Raw genomic sequence first — 14194 nt, 5'->3', positions numbered from 1 at the left:
CTTAGAAAAGAGAGGGTGTCCCATCTTGCTCCAAATGGGACACACTGCGAATGCTTCCTTTCTACCCAAGGAGGTTTTTATATGCCACTCCCAAATAAAGATTTGTAATGGCTATTCTTTATGACCCTCACAGAACTTTTAGCCTGTATTCTAATCTTTATATACTCGTTCCACTATACTATATATTCTCAAAAAAGGTGAAGAATATGGTTGAGGAGAAAAATCAGGATTATGATGCTGAGACGGATGCAAAGAGTGCGTATTCGGAAATCCAGAAGAAGTTACGAAAAAATCCCGTTGCTCTAGATGCGCTTGAATTCCTGGAGCATGATGAATACATTCAGGGCCTGATAGACCATGCCAACAATGTAGCCATCAATCGGTTCAACTACAATGACCATGGACTGACACATTCTAGAATAGCTACAAGAAACGCTCTTTCAATACTGGATTTGCTTAACAAAAGAGGAATTTCACCCAACACTGTTAGAGAGATGACTGGCACTTACGAAGATGCACAGCTTGTGGTTCTTGTAGCAACCTATCTCCATGATGTGGGCAATGGAGTGCATAGGCATATGCACTATCACCACGGAATTTTGCTTCTGAGCAATGTACTGGATACACTCCTTTCTCGCTACTACCAGCCCAGAAAGGTTGCCCGTCTCAAGGCCTCGATTTTCGAGTGCATTTACACGCACGATGAGGCTGTGCCATGCATAAGCATTGAAGGTGGCTGTGTTACAATTGGTGATGGGACTGACATGGCAAATGGAAGAGCCAGAGTGCCTTTTTCAAAGGGGAAGGTGGACATTCACTCAATTTCTGCGTTGGCAATAAAGCGCGTGAAAATAAAGGAAGGCGTTGAGAAACCTGTGCGGATTGAAATTGAGATGACTTGCTCCGCAGGTTTGTTCCAGATACAGGAGGTTCTTGGCCCGAAAATCAAGACCTCGGGTATAAAGGATTATCTGGAAGTTATAGGCACAGTGGATGCGAAGGAAAGGGAAAGAATCTTTGAAAGAATTGAGTTTGATAAAAATGTTGCCAGCCGTTGAATTAATAAAGAACCTTGTTAAATTTCCAAGTGTGCTGGGCTCTGAGGAAAAGATTGCCAGTTTTATCTACGAAAAGCTCAAGCCATTTGCTTCAAAAATTTATTTTCAGGACATAGGGGATGGGAGAAAAAATGTGATTGCATTTGGAAGAAAAGAGAAGGGAAAACCAGTGCTTCTGAATGCCCACATGGATACAGTGGAAGTGATGCAGAATTGGTCTCAAGAGCCGTTTGGTGCTGTAGAGCGAGAGGGCAAGCTCTATGGACTTGGTGCCTGTGACATGAAGGCAGGGCTTGGCATTTTCATGGCTCTGTTTGCAGAATTCAGCGAGAAATTGCCAATCATTTTTACAGCCTGTGCAGACGAGGAAGGCGAATCTCTGGGTGCCTATCGCCTGATAGAGCATCTGAAGGAAAGCGGGTGCAAGCCAGAAATTGTTCTGATTTCTGAGCCAACAAACGAGAAAGTGATGCTTGGAGCGAGGGGCAGAGTGGTGCTTGAAATCAGTGTGCATGGAAAATCTGCACATGGCGCAAGGCCACAGCTTGGCATTAACGCAATTTCAGATGCTGCCAAAATTGTGGAGATTTTTGAGAGGTTAGATGTGGGTACGCATGAAAAACTCGGTTCTGGTTCTTTTTGCCCGCTCAAGATTTCTGGTGGAAGCAACTCCCTGAGTGTGCCAGAGAAATGCCAGCTTCTCATAGACAGACATTATGTCCTCGGAGAAAGTCAGGAAGGAATAAAGGCCCAGGTTGAACGCAAAATCCAGAATCTCAAGCTCAGATCTAATGTGGAAGTTGGCTTCGTGAAGCGAAAAGTGCCGTTTCTAAAGCCATACATCACAGAAGAAACTGGAATCGTGAAGGAATTTGTTGATTTGGTGGGTTCTGAAATAATTTATGGTCAGTCGGTAGGGGATTTCAATCTGTTTGGAGAGCAATGGCCTACCATAGTTTATGGCCCTGCAGGTGGAAACTGGCACTCAGGTGATGAGTTTGTGTATGTGGAGTCCATTGAACGTGTGCATAAAAATTATGTGCGTTTTCTTGAGAAATACCTATGATTTTGTTTCAAGCAATTCTCTGTATACTCTTTCAATTTTATCCACAACCTTTGTTCTCGTGTATTTCTCTTCCACCTTCTTTCTTCCTGCTTCTCCCATTTTTTTCCGCACCTCATCGTTTTCCAGCAAGAACTCAATTTTTTTTGCAAGCGCATCTATGTCGCCCCACTCATAAAGCAGCCCATCCTTGCCATCACTAACAATGTATGGGACACCACCGACACGGGATGCAATAACTGGCTTGGACATAGCCCAGGATTCGAGGAGGACAATACCAAATCCCTCGTACATAGAGGGTAAAACCAAAAGATCTGCATTTGCGAGCAAGCCATATTTTTTCTCCTCATCAACCTTCCCAATAAATTTCACCCTCTTTTCCAGCATAAAATTTGCAGATACTTGTCTTAGATTCACCAGTTCTCCATCATCAGGTCCAACAAAAACAAGTCCAACATTATCTCTCTTAATTTTTTTCAATGCATGGAGAAGATGCACAGGTGATTTTTCGATATGCAATCTACCCAAGAATATAATATACCTTTCGAATGGTTTATTCTCTAATTCCCATTTCTTTCCTAACAATTCATCTGGAAGAAACGGAGGTACATCCTCCATTTTTTTTCTCGGAATTCCCATACCCTCCAGTCGTTGTATATCCAGTTCTTGAAGTGTGGTGATTTTATCTGCAAGTTTGAGTGTGTGCAAACCAATAATGTGGAAATAAAGTGTGTGATAAATTTTATTCATGATTTTTTTTGTTGGAATTTTGACACCATGCATTGTTGAAAACACGATTGGAAGTTTTTTGTGGTATTTTCTAACAAGGTAATCGTTTGTCAACATTCCGAAGCCATTTAAATGGATGATATCAACGCCAGTAATTTGGGGTACAAACAATGAAGTATAATACCCAATTCTGAGCTTGTATGGATATCTAAATACCTTGATGCCTTCATGTTCATCATAAGATTTCAATTTTTTAAAATCTGGTGATATGTTCGAACAATGTACGCTTACCTCATGCCCACGTTTCATCATTTCTTTTGCCACATCTAACATCACCTGTTCAATTCCACCAGTTACTGGCCAGAAATGATTACTCACATACGCAAGTTTCACAAAAGAGGAAATATACAACTATGTGATATAGATTTTGTGAGTAAACTTTATCTATTGGTATCTAATCTTCAATCTACAGGAGGTAAATCTATGAAGAAAATTGCAGTTTATGTTGGAGTTGTGTTGCTTTTTGCGAATGTATTTGTGGTTCTTCAGTACAGCGAGGGTGTAGAGATGCATAATCTCTTTGGCACAACTCTTCTCCCAGGTCACAAATACATGCAGATAGCCACAGGTGCGGACAACAGTTTCTCATTCTGTATAGATGCTCAAGATTGTATCCATACGGTCTTTGCAAAACAAGTGGGAACAAAACAGAACCTCTACTACAAAAAATTCTATCCAAATCATACTGCAGCTACAGATGAAATTCTGCTATATTCTCCATCCACTGGGTTTGTGAAATACCCGAAGATTCTTTTTGCTACAGGTACACTACACATTTGCTTCTCATCAAACGAAACAGGAAACTATGATGTTTATTACATGAAGGTAGATACAAATGGCAATATTCTTCTTGCTCCATTCAACATCATTGGTAATTTTGGAGTATATACGGCAACAGATGTTACATTTGGAATGGATTATGATGCGAATGGGAATATATATGTGGTAATATGCAGAAGCCAACCAAACAGGGCAATGATAACTAGAATAGATTCAAATGGTATTCAGAGTGACTGGAATTACAGAGGAAACATTGGAAAAATATTTTATATTAATGGGGATGCGTCTGCAGAATTTCCGAGGATATTGATAGAGCGAGAGAAATCAATTGCCCATATTAGTTATGGAGATATGGTTGCAAGTGGGGGCTGGCTTTCAGATGAGTATTATCTTTCATTCAATGTAACTACTGGAAGTACAGTAGTCGCTCCAGTTTGTCTGGAGAATTATGGGGATGGGTCATCCAATGGCCCACTTGTTGTAGATACAGCTGGGAGAATACATCTATTCTGGCACCAGTGGGACTCCTCAAGTGCTACAAGAATCTGGGCGGCAAGGCTCTCGCCGTCTGGAGCGATTCAACAAACATTTGAACCCTTAATCAACACACCGAGTGGGTTTTTTGCAGAACCTGGATATGCATGTTACAGAGATCAAAGAATTTACTTTGCTTCAGCATATGACTATCCTGATGGTAACCATAATATGAGACCTCACTTCGCAGTGATCGGAGAGAGTGAGAACATAATTACCAATCTCACAAGAATTTCCAACAATTATGGCTTCCCTATGGGGATAGAGTTCTCCAGTTCAGCCAAGCTCCACATTGCCTACACCACAGGCCTAAATCCACCGGTAGAACTTGGAATTTCGTATGAGCCGTTTGTGGACCCTACAGTCATGAACTTTTCTGTTTCTGACAACAACCCCTACGAAGGGGAATCTGTTTGTCTTGCAGCAGAGATTGGGAATTTGGGCTATGATATGCTGGATAGCGCAACCGTGAGCTTCTATGAGAATTCACCAGAGCAAGGTGGAGCGTTAATTTCCTCCATGCCAATAACAAACCTTGCCCATGGAGCAACAATTCCATTAAACACCACATGGATTGCAAAGCAGGGCTACTACAATCTCACGGTGGTAATTTCCAGTTCAAATCCAGCGGATTCGAACAACACGAACAACCGTGCTACCATTTTCATCTATGTAGGAAAGCCAGACCTTGAGATTTCTGAGACAAATATCACGCTTTCAAACACGGCACCAGTGAGCGGCGAACTTTTAACAATTACTGCAAAAATAAACAATCTCGGAGATGGGAAGGCAGTAAATCCAAAAGTGCGATTTTATCTTGATGGGATTCTGCTCGGAACGGACATCACTATTCCAGAAATAAAACCAAGGAACTCCACATTTGTTCAGACCCAATGGATAGCTTCTGGTGGTAACCACACTCTCGTTGTGTATTTAGACCCTGCGAACCAAATTGCGGAGGAGAACGAGACCAACAACAATGCAACCAAGCAAATCTATGTGGATGCAAATCTTCCTGATTTTGTTGCAGGTTCAATCGGGCTGGAAGCAGGGATAGTGGCTGGCAGTCAGACGAATGCCACGCTCACAATAGCAAACCTAGGTAATGTCAATGCTACAGCAAAAATAAAGGTAATGCACAACACTGCAACTTCCCTCTACACCCAAGAGATTCCAGCCAATTCCACAATCAACATAACTCACCAGTTCACACCATCGCCTGGAACAAACACGATTGAGGTATTCGTTGACCCAGACCATGAAGTGATGGAGACAGAGGAAAACAACAACTATGCAACCAGATCCTTCACGCTTCTTCCAGACATTGAGATTTCGCCAGCAAACATAACGAACGAAACTGGAGAGCATGGACATGACTTCAATCTTTCTGCCAAAGTGTACAACCTGGGTGGTGTAGCTGTTTACAACATAGCTTTCCAGGTGGTTGAAAACAACAACACAATTTCAGCTGGCTATATCCCATTGGTTCCAGCATATTCTTATGCATTCTACAATTTCAGCATGAACACAACTCCCGGCTGGCACTTGCTCAGATTTGTGGTGGATGGCGAGAATGCAGTGGCTGAAGCAAACGAGAGCAACAATGAAGCTTTGTTCAGCATTTTTGTTTCGCCATTGCCAGACCTTGTCGTTCAGGGCCTAACTATCACTCCTGGAGAAATTGACGAGATTGCTGAGATTATGGTAAGTGCTACTGTGTTCAACAACGGCTCAGCACCGGCCCACAATCTTTCAGTCAGCTTCTATTTAGATGGGGCTGAGTTTGAAGTGGACAAAGTTTCTACCCTGAATCCGAATGAGAGTTTACTTTTCAGTGGAAAATGCCTTGCACCGCATGGACAGAGAACAATCACAGTCAAAGCTGACCCTGTGAACACAATCAGGGAGATAAGCGAAGCCAACAACGAGGCCACAAAAACAATTGAGGTGGCACCGTTGCCAGACCTGATAATAGAGAATCTGAGTGTTTCCCCTGAAAAAATTGATGTGCGAACCGATGCATATGTAAATCTCACTATAAATAACGGTGGCTGGGAGACAGCCACAAACATCACAGTTGCTTATTACATCGACGGAACAAAATTTGGAACCTACACAATCCCATCCCTGGCTCCAGGTCAAAACATCACCATTACCGAAAAGTGCCTCTTGCTTGAAGGCACACACATTCTTTCAGTGAGGTTGGACCCAGAAAACAATGTCAAGGAACTGAGCGAGGAAAACAACGAAGCCACACAGGTCGTTGAGGTGGCGTCGTTGCCAGACCTTGTGGTGCAGGCGATGGAATTATCACCAGAAGAAATTGATGAAGCTACAGACATCCTCGTGAACGTCACTGTGTGGAACACTGGTAATGTATTGGCCAGTAATTTTACTGTTGCGTTCCTGATAGATGGTGTCGTGGTGACTACAACCAATGTGTCTCAGCTGGGTGTCGGGGAAAACATAGTCTGCAGTGCAAAGATGAGGGCTGAGCCAGGTATAAAAGTGCTTGAAGTAAGTGTGGACAGCCAGAACACGGTTAAAGAACTCAACGAAGCCAACAATGAAGCTACGAAAACTCTTGAAGTTCTGCCGCTACCTGACCTTGCAGTTGAGGGGTTCGTCATCGAATCCCAGATACTCTGTGGCTTTGAAACTCAGGTTTCTGTAAATCTCACAAACAACGGACACGAGAAGGCAGAGAACTTTTCGCTTGAAATTCTAGCTGGAGCTGATGTAATTGCCAGCACGAGAATACCGTTGTTAAATCCCGGTGTCGCAGCCAAGATAAACTTCACATGGACACCCGATTACGCCGGGACAAAAGTTCTGACTGTGATTGTTGACAGGGAGAATGCAATAAGAGAGGTAAATGAAACAAACAATGGCTACCTCTTGAATGCCACGGTCAGCACTGCTGTGTGCGATGTGAGTGTTGAGGTAAAGGTTTTAACAGAGAGTTTAAAGGTTATGGCACCAGCTGAACTTTTGATTACACTGAGAAACAATGGTGTTTACAGAGCCGAAGTGAACCTGAGCGTTTACATTGACGATGCAATCTACGATACCAGAACAGTGGTTATAGAGCCGAACTCAGGGATAACCCTGAATCTCACCTACATCTGGATTTCGTCAGGCACAAAAAAGGTAAGAGCAGAGGTTAATCTACCTGCAAATCTTACTGACAACAACACTCAGAACAATGTAGCAACAGAGAGCGTTGTGGTGATAGAGGAAGCAGGGATGAATCCATGGTTTATCTGGCTGATAATCGCAGTTGTGGAAGCGGTTGTGATTTTGTTTCTTCTTGTACATATTATTCTCAGAAGAAGGAAGCCAGTTTCAGAATCTTCGGAAAATGAGGAGCAGGCAAAAGAGGAGACAGCAAAAAATAAAAAAGCAGAGAAAAAGAAATATTAAACCTTCATCCCTGTAATTTCTCCAGCAAGAACAAGTCACACATAATCCTCTTGTACAGCTAATACATCCGTGCTATTGCGGCACTTAGAGTATCTCTCAAGCAATTCAAAGTTCATCTCTATAAATTTTTCTCCCCATGTATAGATAGACAATACCTGTTTAGCCGCGGCTTTCTCCCCGATGATCCAGAGTGCGGCACCAGCTGCTTCCACAGTTGAGAGTATTGTCCCCATTCCAAAGTGTACGGGATTTGTAGGAACTAGATAGGGAAGAACCCTTGTGTGTCTGAAAACCCGATGGATTTTTTTTAAAGCGTCAGGCATATTCTCGGTTTTTTTAATCTCCATGAGTTTCTTCCAGGAGCAATCTATGACCGTGATTCCATTTTCGAGACAGATTTCTCTATCTTCAGGAGAAAATGCAATTTGGGCAAATGGTGTTAGCAGAACACCAAATCTAGCATTCATTGTAAAGTTATCTGCGTATCCAAACCTCTCCATTTTCCTTGCAGTGCACTTTTTCGGGTCGCATTCGTCCATGTGTACGATGTAAATTTTAGGTTTAGAGCTGTTCACCGTCACCAACAACCCTGTCTATTATTACCTGCCCTGGAGAAATTTTCACATTGTTTCCAATTATGCTCCTCTCTACCTTCACATTGTTCCCGATAATTACATCGTCAAATATGACGGAATCAGTAATTATTGTTCCTTCGTGGATTGTGCAATTGTTACCTATGCAGGTATTTGGTCCAAGCGTGTATCCCTTTCCACTCAAGTTTTTACCTACAGCCACTGGCTCAAGCAGGTAGCCCTCGATCTGAGATTCGATTTTTCCAAGACCATGAGTAAGTAAAAATCGGTTAGTGTCAAGGAATTCTTTCGGTTTGCCGCAATCAATCCAGTATCCTTGAAATTCAAAGCCATAGAGACCATGATCAAGAACAGATGGAAAAACTGCTCTTTCAAGTGAAACCTCTCCCTCGGGTATGAACTCCAGAATCTGCTTTTTGAATATGTACATCCCCGCATTGATTTTTCTGGATGGAGCTTCGCTGAGTTTCGGTTTCTCCTTGAAAGCAAGGATTCTATTATCTACATCTAGTTTTACAACTCCATATGCTTCTGGGTTTTCAACTTCCCAGAGCGCAATCGTCCCTATTCCCCCATGCTTGATATGGAATTTTTCCATCTCTTTGAGGTTAAGCGATGAAAAGTTATCAGCATTGAAGACAAAGAAAGTATCTGTGAGATATTCTCTCACATTTCTTATGGCTCCACCCGTGCCAAGTGGTGTGGTCTCATTAACCACAATAACCTCACGCCCACAATCGTTTTTCTCAAAGAATTCTCGAATTTTTTCAGCCATGTAACTTACTGCAATTACAACCCTACTTACATCTTCAGGGAAAGTATCGATGAGGCGAAGAATCATTGGTCTGTTTACAACTGGTAATAGTGGCTTTGGCGTGGTGTATGTCAAGGGCCTTAGTCTTGTACCCAATCCCCCTGCCAGAATGACTGCAGTTTTTGCCATCTTCCCTCATTCGGATTTAGGCATGATTGTTACAATGTTGTTTCCTCTGAGTATAATTGTGCCTAGTTTACGGACATTCCCCTGGTTTGTTTCTTCTGTGTCTTCCAGCACCATGTTCATATATTCGTCGTAGCCAATTAACTTGCCTTCTATGATCCTATTGTCCTTTAGCAAGAGAGCCACACGTTTGTTCATTGTTTTTTCCAGTATGTTTAGCGGCATCACCATGGTAATCACTGCATACTCCCAAATATACGGATAATTTAAATGTTTTGGAAGGTGCGGAAGAAACGCAGGAATGCTTGGAAAAAAGATTTAGAGGTAATCTCCGAGTATTGCCCTTGAAATTATGCTCAAAATGATTCCAATACCAAACACAGACCCAACAAAAACTTCGAATCCCTTCCAGAGATTAACATTGTATTTGACTGCAAGAAAAATCAGCAGTTCAATAATCCCAAAACCAGAGCCAGTACTGATGAGAAAACTTCCAATCCTCACATGATTCCTAGCAACTAAGTAACCTCCAGCAACGACCGTAAATCCTCCGAGTGCCCCTAAAAGCACAAGGATGGTTAAGAATATGCTTACAAAAGGAGCACCAATCTCTAAAGACCCTAGATAGCTCAGGATTTCCTCTAACAATTCATTGTGGGCAGAATAGCCAGCAACTATTAATAAAAATCCTCCTATGTAAGCTAGAATAGAAGAGAGCTTCCTCTTTTGCTTTTTCATCTTTTACACAACCTCAAGTGAGAAATCTATTGCACGGGCTGAATGTGTTAGCGCTCCCGCAGAAATCACATCGCAGCACTTTGCATATTTCTTTATATTTGATTTATTTATCCCACCTGAGACCTCCACAAGAATCCTGCTGTTGATTTCTTTGATTTTTTTGTAGGCCTCCTCAGCATCGCTGATTTTAAAATTATCCAGCATTATAATGTCCACACCTAATTTCGCGCAAATCACAGCATCATCAATTGTTCGCACTTCTACCTCAATCTTTTTGGTGAAAGATGCTTTTTTTGCCAGTTTCACAGCCTCTTCCAGATCGCCAATTACTGCAATATGGTTTTCTTTTATTAGCACTGCATCACTGAGCGAGAACCTGTGCGGATCTCCACCACCTATAATCACGGCTTTTTTCTCAAATTTTCTAAATCCGGGTGTTGTTTTCCGTGTAGCAGCAATTCTAACTTCCGGATTAACCTCAATTGCCATTTTTACGAGCTCTGCAGTCATTGTGGCGATTCCGCTCATTCTCATAAGGAAATTAAGAGCAAGTCGCTCCCCAAGCAAAATTTTGGTAGCATCTCCCGCCACAAACAGCACTTTTCTGAATTTATCAACAGTCTCTCCGTCCTTATACTGGAGAGTGACATTGCATCCAAGATGCTCGAAAATGCGTTTTGCTTCATCGGTGCCAGCAACTACACAAGCCTCCTTGCAATGCACATATGCCTTTGCGTAGCGGTTACCTGAAAAAAGGGCAGCACTGGTAATGTCACCAAAAGGAGCATCTTCTCGCAAATATTCCTCAATTTCTTCATCTGTAATGTTTAACTCATTCATAATAGGAGGAAATAGCATCGGCAGTAAAAAAGGTTTGGGATTCTCAATCTCCGAAAAATTTTTTGAGGTCTTCACTTGGTTCCGCAGTTTTCTGAAGATGTTCTAAGAAGTCAGAAAAATGAACTGCTCTGCGGTCTAGAATGACCGCCACACCCTTATCTGTCTCACTTCTTATTAATCTTCCAATCGCCTGTCGCATCTTTCTTGCAGTGGGTGCATGCACAGTGTATTCCCAGCCCTTCCTGAATTTCATGTCATAGTAAAGTTGGAGTGCCTTCTGTCTTGCTGAGGGTTTTGGATAGGGAACTCCAACAATCACAACAACCTCCAACTGTTTATCTGGGAAATCCATGCCTTCACTTAACCTGCCTCCTGCAACTGCGAACATTACCTTTGCCCTCGTGCAATCTCTGAACTTCTCAATTATGGCTCCCATTTCTACGCTGGTGAGTTCTCTACTCTCCACATAAACGTCCTTGTCAATCCTGTTTTCAATTCCAGAGGTTATGAACTTCTCAAGCAGCCCAAAACTTGGAAAGAATACTATCATGTTTCTTTCAGTAGCGTTGCAGATTTCCACGAGTTTTTCACCAATATGGGCAAGAATTTCTGGAAATGTTGAAATTTCCTCGTATCTTGTTGTAACACTCGGGTCATATAGCAGAAGCAAATTCTCCTTCGGAAATGGGGAAGGGAGAGAGAGCAACGTCGTTCTCTCCCTCGGAAGGCCCATACTGTCCCTGTATTCTACAAGAGGTGCCAGTGTTCCTGATAAGTGTATGCTTGCGTGAACTGAGCAGAGTGGGAGTCCAGCCACACCCGGATCTAGACAGAATCCGATAATTTCAGGGTTATCTCCTCCTCTTACAAGCTTAGTATATTCCTCCCCGGTTATTGAAAACCATGAGAGTATAAAGCTAGCAACTGCACGCATATAGGAGCGAGGAAGTTTTCGCGCGAGTCTTTTTTTCTCGCTGTAAATCTCACCTAGCTGTAGTAGGTCTAGAACAATCGTTTTAAGCTTGTTTGTGTCAATTTTCAGTTTTGAAAGTATGTAGGTTTCTACATAGTCGGGGGGCACAAAGCCCTCCTCTTCTTTTGCAAATTCTTCAGCACACTCTTCCAACATTTTTTCAATCACTTTAAGAAAGTCGGCTGCGGGGACACAGCTTCCAAGTACTGGGTTATCCATTTCTTCTGCCTCGTTTATGGCAGTATGCACAGTAAATTTACTTAACTCAATGCTCTGCAATTCTCTGCAGTAATCCAGCAGATTATGGGCTTCGTCAATGACAACGATTAGTTGTTCAATTCGTGCATTCCACCAGGTAAGCAAAGCTCTTTGAATGTGTGGCATGAAAAAGTAAGCGTATGGAGCTACAATTACATCAGCATCTCTTGAATTGGCTTTTATCCATTCGTAGGCACAGATATTGTGTTCCTTGGCATACTGGTAGACATCCTCAACACTGTTCACTTGCTTTGAAAAACATAACTCGGGACTCTCAGTAGTGAGCAAATTTGCAAAAAATGGACAACCCTCAGAAACCTCGAGTATCTTACTGGTCTCCTCATCCACGAAAAAAATCTCGGTGTTAGTGCTAGCTGTTGTTAAACTCTTCAATGTGTGTTTCTTTCTATCTCTGCAGAGCTTGGCTAGTTCTTCAGAAACTGCAGATTCGAACTCTCTGAACAGCATGCAAAGGTTTACCCTTCCCTGGAGTCCAACGGCTGTGAATTCTATTTTTTCTCGTATCTTTCTCAGTTCTTTGAAAACTTGTTGTTGCTGGGTGTTGGTTTTTGTTAGGTAAAGTAGTTTCTTTCCGTGTTTGAGTGCATATTCCACAGAAGGAACGAGTACAGCTACAGTTTTTCCACTCCCAGTTGGAGAATCAATCAACAGATGCCCCCTTGAAGAAAGGACATTTCCCACAACCTCCACAATTTTTTTCTGGTTCTCTCTAGGAGTGTAGGGGAAAGAGTACATAAGATTACTTGGCCACAATCTCAAATTCAAAGTTAGGTGTGATCACGAGCGGATAATATTTTCTGTCATGTTTGGTTTCTCTCATCTTCACAACGCCAACAAATAGGTTCATAACGCTGTTTATTCTGCGGAGGTCTGTGTGAATAATGCCATCTGCAAGGAACTCTTCTACGCCATACTGGCCATACTCGCTGTTCTCGCCACGCATTTCTGTGATTAAAAAGGCGGTGAGATTCATATCTCTTAATGTTTCGAAAAAGTAAAACAGCTGGTCTCTTGGATTCTTCATGTCGGAGATTGCATAGAGTGCGTTAAGCGAATCTAGAGCGAGATAATCAAATCCGATATCCTGCTTAAAGGTTTTAATCTGATTAATCAATGACTCGAGCCAGTCCACTTTTTCGCTTGGGAACTCTTTCAGCTGCTTTCTCAAGAACCCCAAGTCGATAATTGCAAACTTATCTTCAATTTCAGCTAGTTTCATTCCTACTTTTCCCGCTCTACGTAGAATCAAATTTCGCTTTTCTTCAAGGGAAATGTAAAGGGCTTTTCCATTTCCTCGCATCACATTTTCATAGAGGGTATGGAGCACCAGCAGGGTCTTCATGCTTCCTGCTACCCCACTTACAAGGACGACATGTCCGATTGGGATACCTCCTTCCATTTTTTCGTCGAGCCCTTTTATGAATGTTGGAATTCTATCCATAATTTACACCCCATTATGATGCCTGGTTCGATTTTTTCTCAATTATTTTTATCAGTCCATCATAAATTTTTGCAGCAAATTCTTCTCCGCTCATACCTGCGCATACTTTTCGAATTTCCTCTGCTAGCTTGAGGTATTCATCTCTAGAAAGGTCACTTTTTCCGTTAAGTCCAAGCTTCTTTTTCTGCATTTTGATTGTAGCTCGGACCATATCTCCGAACATCATTCTGAGATATTCCTCAATTGCTGAATCAAGGTCTGTGGTCATATTTCACCGATGTTCTTTAATGTCAATGCAATATATAACCTTTTTTAAAAATGGAATGAGTGAGTGCTTCTGACATCCTAAGTATGGGCAGTAAAAACTAAAGAAAAGAGAACAGAGAGATGTAAGAATTTTTGTGCGCGAAAAAGAGTTTTTACTGAGATCCTATCTTGAAGACCTTTGTGCCGCAATTCGGGCAGACACCCTGCATTGCTGGCTTCCCGTTCTTCATGGTGACCTTTTGGGCATCCTTCATTTCCACCTTTTTCCTGCATTTAACACAGTAAGCTTCCACCATGTTTTTCACCATGGCGAGCATAGTTGTGGGGTATTTAAAGATAACTATGTCCGCAGTATCTCCGAAGAAGTTGGAAAAGCTAGATACTCACTACTACCCAAAAAACCATTAGAAAGGGAATTGATGTGGACATACTACCGGGAAACCTACTGATTTTTTCCCGGCCTACACCCCTATGGC

13 protein-coding genes are annotated in these 14194 nt (G+C 42.2%); 3 read left to right on the top strand and 10 right to left on the bottom strand.

Features of this window, described 5'->3' with window-relative positions; translation table 11 throughout:
* Positions 1 to 206: 206 nt before the first annotated feature.
* Positions 207 to 1058, top strand: a complete 852-nt coding sequence (locus QXD64_08355; GenBank protein ID MEM3397319.1) for an HD domain-containing protein — start codon at positions 207 to 209, stop codon at positions 1056 to 1058.
* The gene (locus QXD64_08350) at positions 994 to 2124 is read left to right on the top strand and encodes a M20/M25/M40 family metallo-hydrolase (protein MEM3397318.1); all 1131 of its coding nucleotides are present in this window, start codon (positions 994 to 996) and stop codon (positions 2122 to 2124) included. The genes QXD64_08355 and QXD64_08350 overlap by 65 nt, the downstream gene beginning before the upstream one ends.
* Here the strand turns inward: QXD64_08350 and QXD64_08345 are convergent.
* Entirely contained in the window at positions 2119 to 3243 is a 1125-nt protein-coding gene (locus QXD64_08345) for a glycosyltransferase family 4 protein (GenBank protein MEM3397317.1), read from the bottom strand. The genes QXD64_08350 and QXD64_08345 overlap by 6 nt on opposite strands.
* Positions 3244 to 3333: 90 nt before the next feature.
* On the opposite strand from QXD64_08345, the gene QXD64_08340 reads away from it, so the two are divergent.
* Positions 3334 to 7647 carry a CARDB domain-containing protein gene (locus tag QXD64_08340; protein ID MEM3397316.1) on the top strand — a complete coding sequence of 1438 codons (4314 nt, stop codon included), beginning with the start codon at positions 3334 to 3336 and terminating at the stop codon, positions 7645 to 7647.
* Positions 7648 to 7682: 35 nt separating this feature from the next.
* Here the strand turns inward: QXD64_08340 and QXD64_08335 are convergent, their stop codons facing one another.
* The 9 genes from QXD64_08335 to QXD64_08295 form a co-directional block, all read right to left on the bottom strand.
* On the bottom strand, positions 7683 to 8228 hold the full coding sequence (locus tag QXD64_08335; protein ID MEM3397315.1) for a DUF367 family protein: 546 nt from the start codon (positions 8226 to 8228) through the stop codon (positions 7683 to 7685).
* A complete protein-coding gene (locus tag QXD64_08330; protein MEM3397314.1) occupies positions 8209 to 9183 on the bottom strand; it encodes an NDP-sugar synthase in 975 nt (324 codons plus the stop codon). The genes QXD64_08335 and QXD64_08330 overlap by 20 nt, the downstream gene beginning before the upstream one ends.
* Positions 9184 to 9189: 6 nt before the next feature.
* Positions 9190 to 9411 (bottom strand): LSM domain-containing protein, encoded by a 222-nt coding sequence (locus tag QXD64_08325; GenBank protein ID MEM3397313.1) that lies wholly within the window; start codon positions 9409 to 9411, stop codon positions 9190 to 9192.
* A gap of 87 nt (positions 9412 to 9498) precedes the next feature.
* A complete protein-coding gene (locus tag QXD64_08320; GenBank protein ID MEM3397312.1) occupies positions 9499 to 9918 on the bottom strand; it encodes a hypothetical protein in 420 nt (139 codons plus the stop codon).
* A 3-nt stretch (positions 9919 to 9921) separates the two neighbouring features.
* Positions 9922 to 10758: a carboxylating nicotinate-nucleotide diphosphorylase gene (gene nadC / locus QXD64_08315; GenBank protein MEM3397311.1), complete on the bottom strand. Its 837-nt coding sequence runs from the start codon at positions 10756 to 10758 to the stop codon at positions 9922 to 9924.
* A 43-nt stretch (positions 10759 to 10801) separates the two neighbouring features.
* Positions 10802 to 12775 carry an ATP-dependent DNA helicase gene (locus QXD64_08310; GenBank protein ID MEM3397310.1) on the bottom strand — a complete coding sequence of 658 codons (1974 nt, stop codon included), beginning with the start codon at positions 12773 to 12775 and terminating at the stop codon, positions 10802 to 10804.
* On the bottom strand, positions 12750 to 13451 hold the full coding sequence (locus QXD64_08305; protein MEM3397309.1) for an ATPase domain-containing protein: 702 nt from the start codon (positions 13449 to 13451) through the stop codon (positions 12750 to 12752). The genes QXD64_08310 and QXD64_08305 overlap by 26 nt, the downstream gene beginning before the upstream one ends.
* A 13-nt stretch (positions 13452 to 13464) precedes the next feature.
* Positions 13465 to 13719 (bottom strand): hypothetical protein, encoded by a 255-nt coding sequence (locus QXD64_08300; GenBank protein MEM3397308.1) that lies wholly within the window; start codon positions 13717 to 13719, stop codon positions 13465 to 13467.
* Positions 13720 to 13870: 151 nt separating this feature from the next.
* A complete protein-coding gene (locus QXD64_08295; protein ID MEM3397307.1) occupies positions 13871 to 14014 on the bottom strand; it encodes a DUF5679 domain-containing protein in 144 nt (47 codons plus the stop codon).
* Between the last annotated feature and the right edge of the window lie 180 nt (positions 14015 to 14194).

The organism is Thermoplasmata archaeon, from assembly GCA_038874435.1.
Classification (GTDB): Archaea; Thermoplasmatota; Thermoplasmata; order Lutacidiplasmatales; family SKW197; genus SKW197.
This window is presented reverse-complemented; position numbering and strand designations above follow the sequence as displayed.

Coding starts and splice junctions, on each gene's coding strand:
- QXD64_08300 (MEM3397308.1), bottom strand. CDS start 13,719: ATGACCACAGACCTTGATTCAGCAATTGAGGAATATCTCAGAATGATG.
- QXD64_08320 (MEM3397312.1), bottom strand. CDS start 9,918: ATGAAAAAGCAAAAGAGGAAGCTCTCTTCTATTCTAGCTTACATAGGA.
- nadC (MEM3397311.1), bottom strand. CDS start 10,758: ATGAATGAGTTAAACATTACAGATGAAGAAATTGAGGAATATTTGCGA.
- QXD64_08325 (MEM3397313.1), bottom strand. CDS start 9,411: ATGGTGATGCCGCTAAACATACTGGAAAAAACAATGAACAAACGTGTG.
- QXD64_08295 (MEM3397307.1), bottom strand. CDS start 14,014: ATGGTGGAAGCTTACTGTGTTAAATGCAGGAAAAAGGTGGAAATGAAG.
- QXD64_08355 (MEM3397319.1), top strand. CDS start 207: ATGGTTGAGGAGAAAAATCAGGATTATGATGCTGAGACGGATGCAAAG.
- QXD64_08350 (MEM3397318.1), top strand. CDS start 994: ATGCGAAGGAAAGGGAAAGAATCTTTGAAAGAATTGAGTTTGATAAAA.
- QXD64_08330 (MEM3397314.1), bottom strand. CDS start 9,183: ATGGCAAAAACTGCAGTCATTCTGGCAGGGGGATTGGGTACAAGACTA.
- QXD64_08340 (MEM3397316.1), top strand. CDS start 3,334: ATGAAGAAAATTGCAGTTTATGTTGGAGTTGTGTTGCTTTTTGCGAAT.
- QXD64_08305 (MEM3397309.1), bottom strand. CDS start 13,451: ATGGATAGAATTCCAACATTCATAAAAGGGCTCGACGAAAAAATGGAA.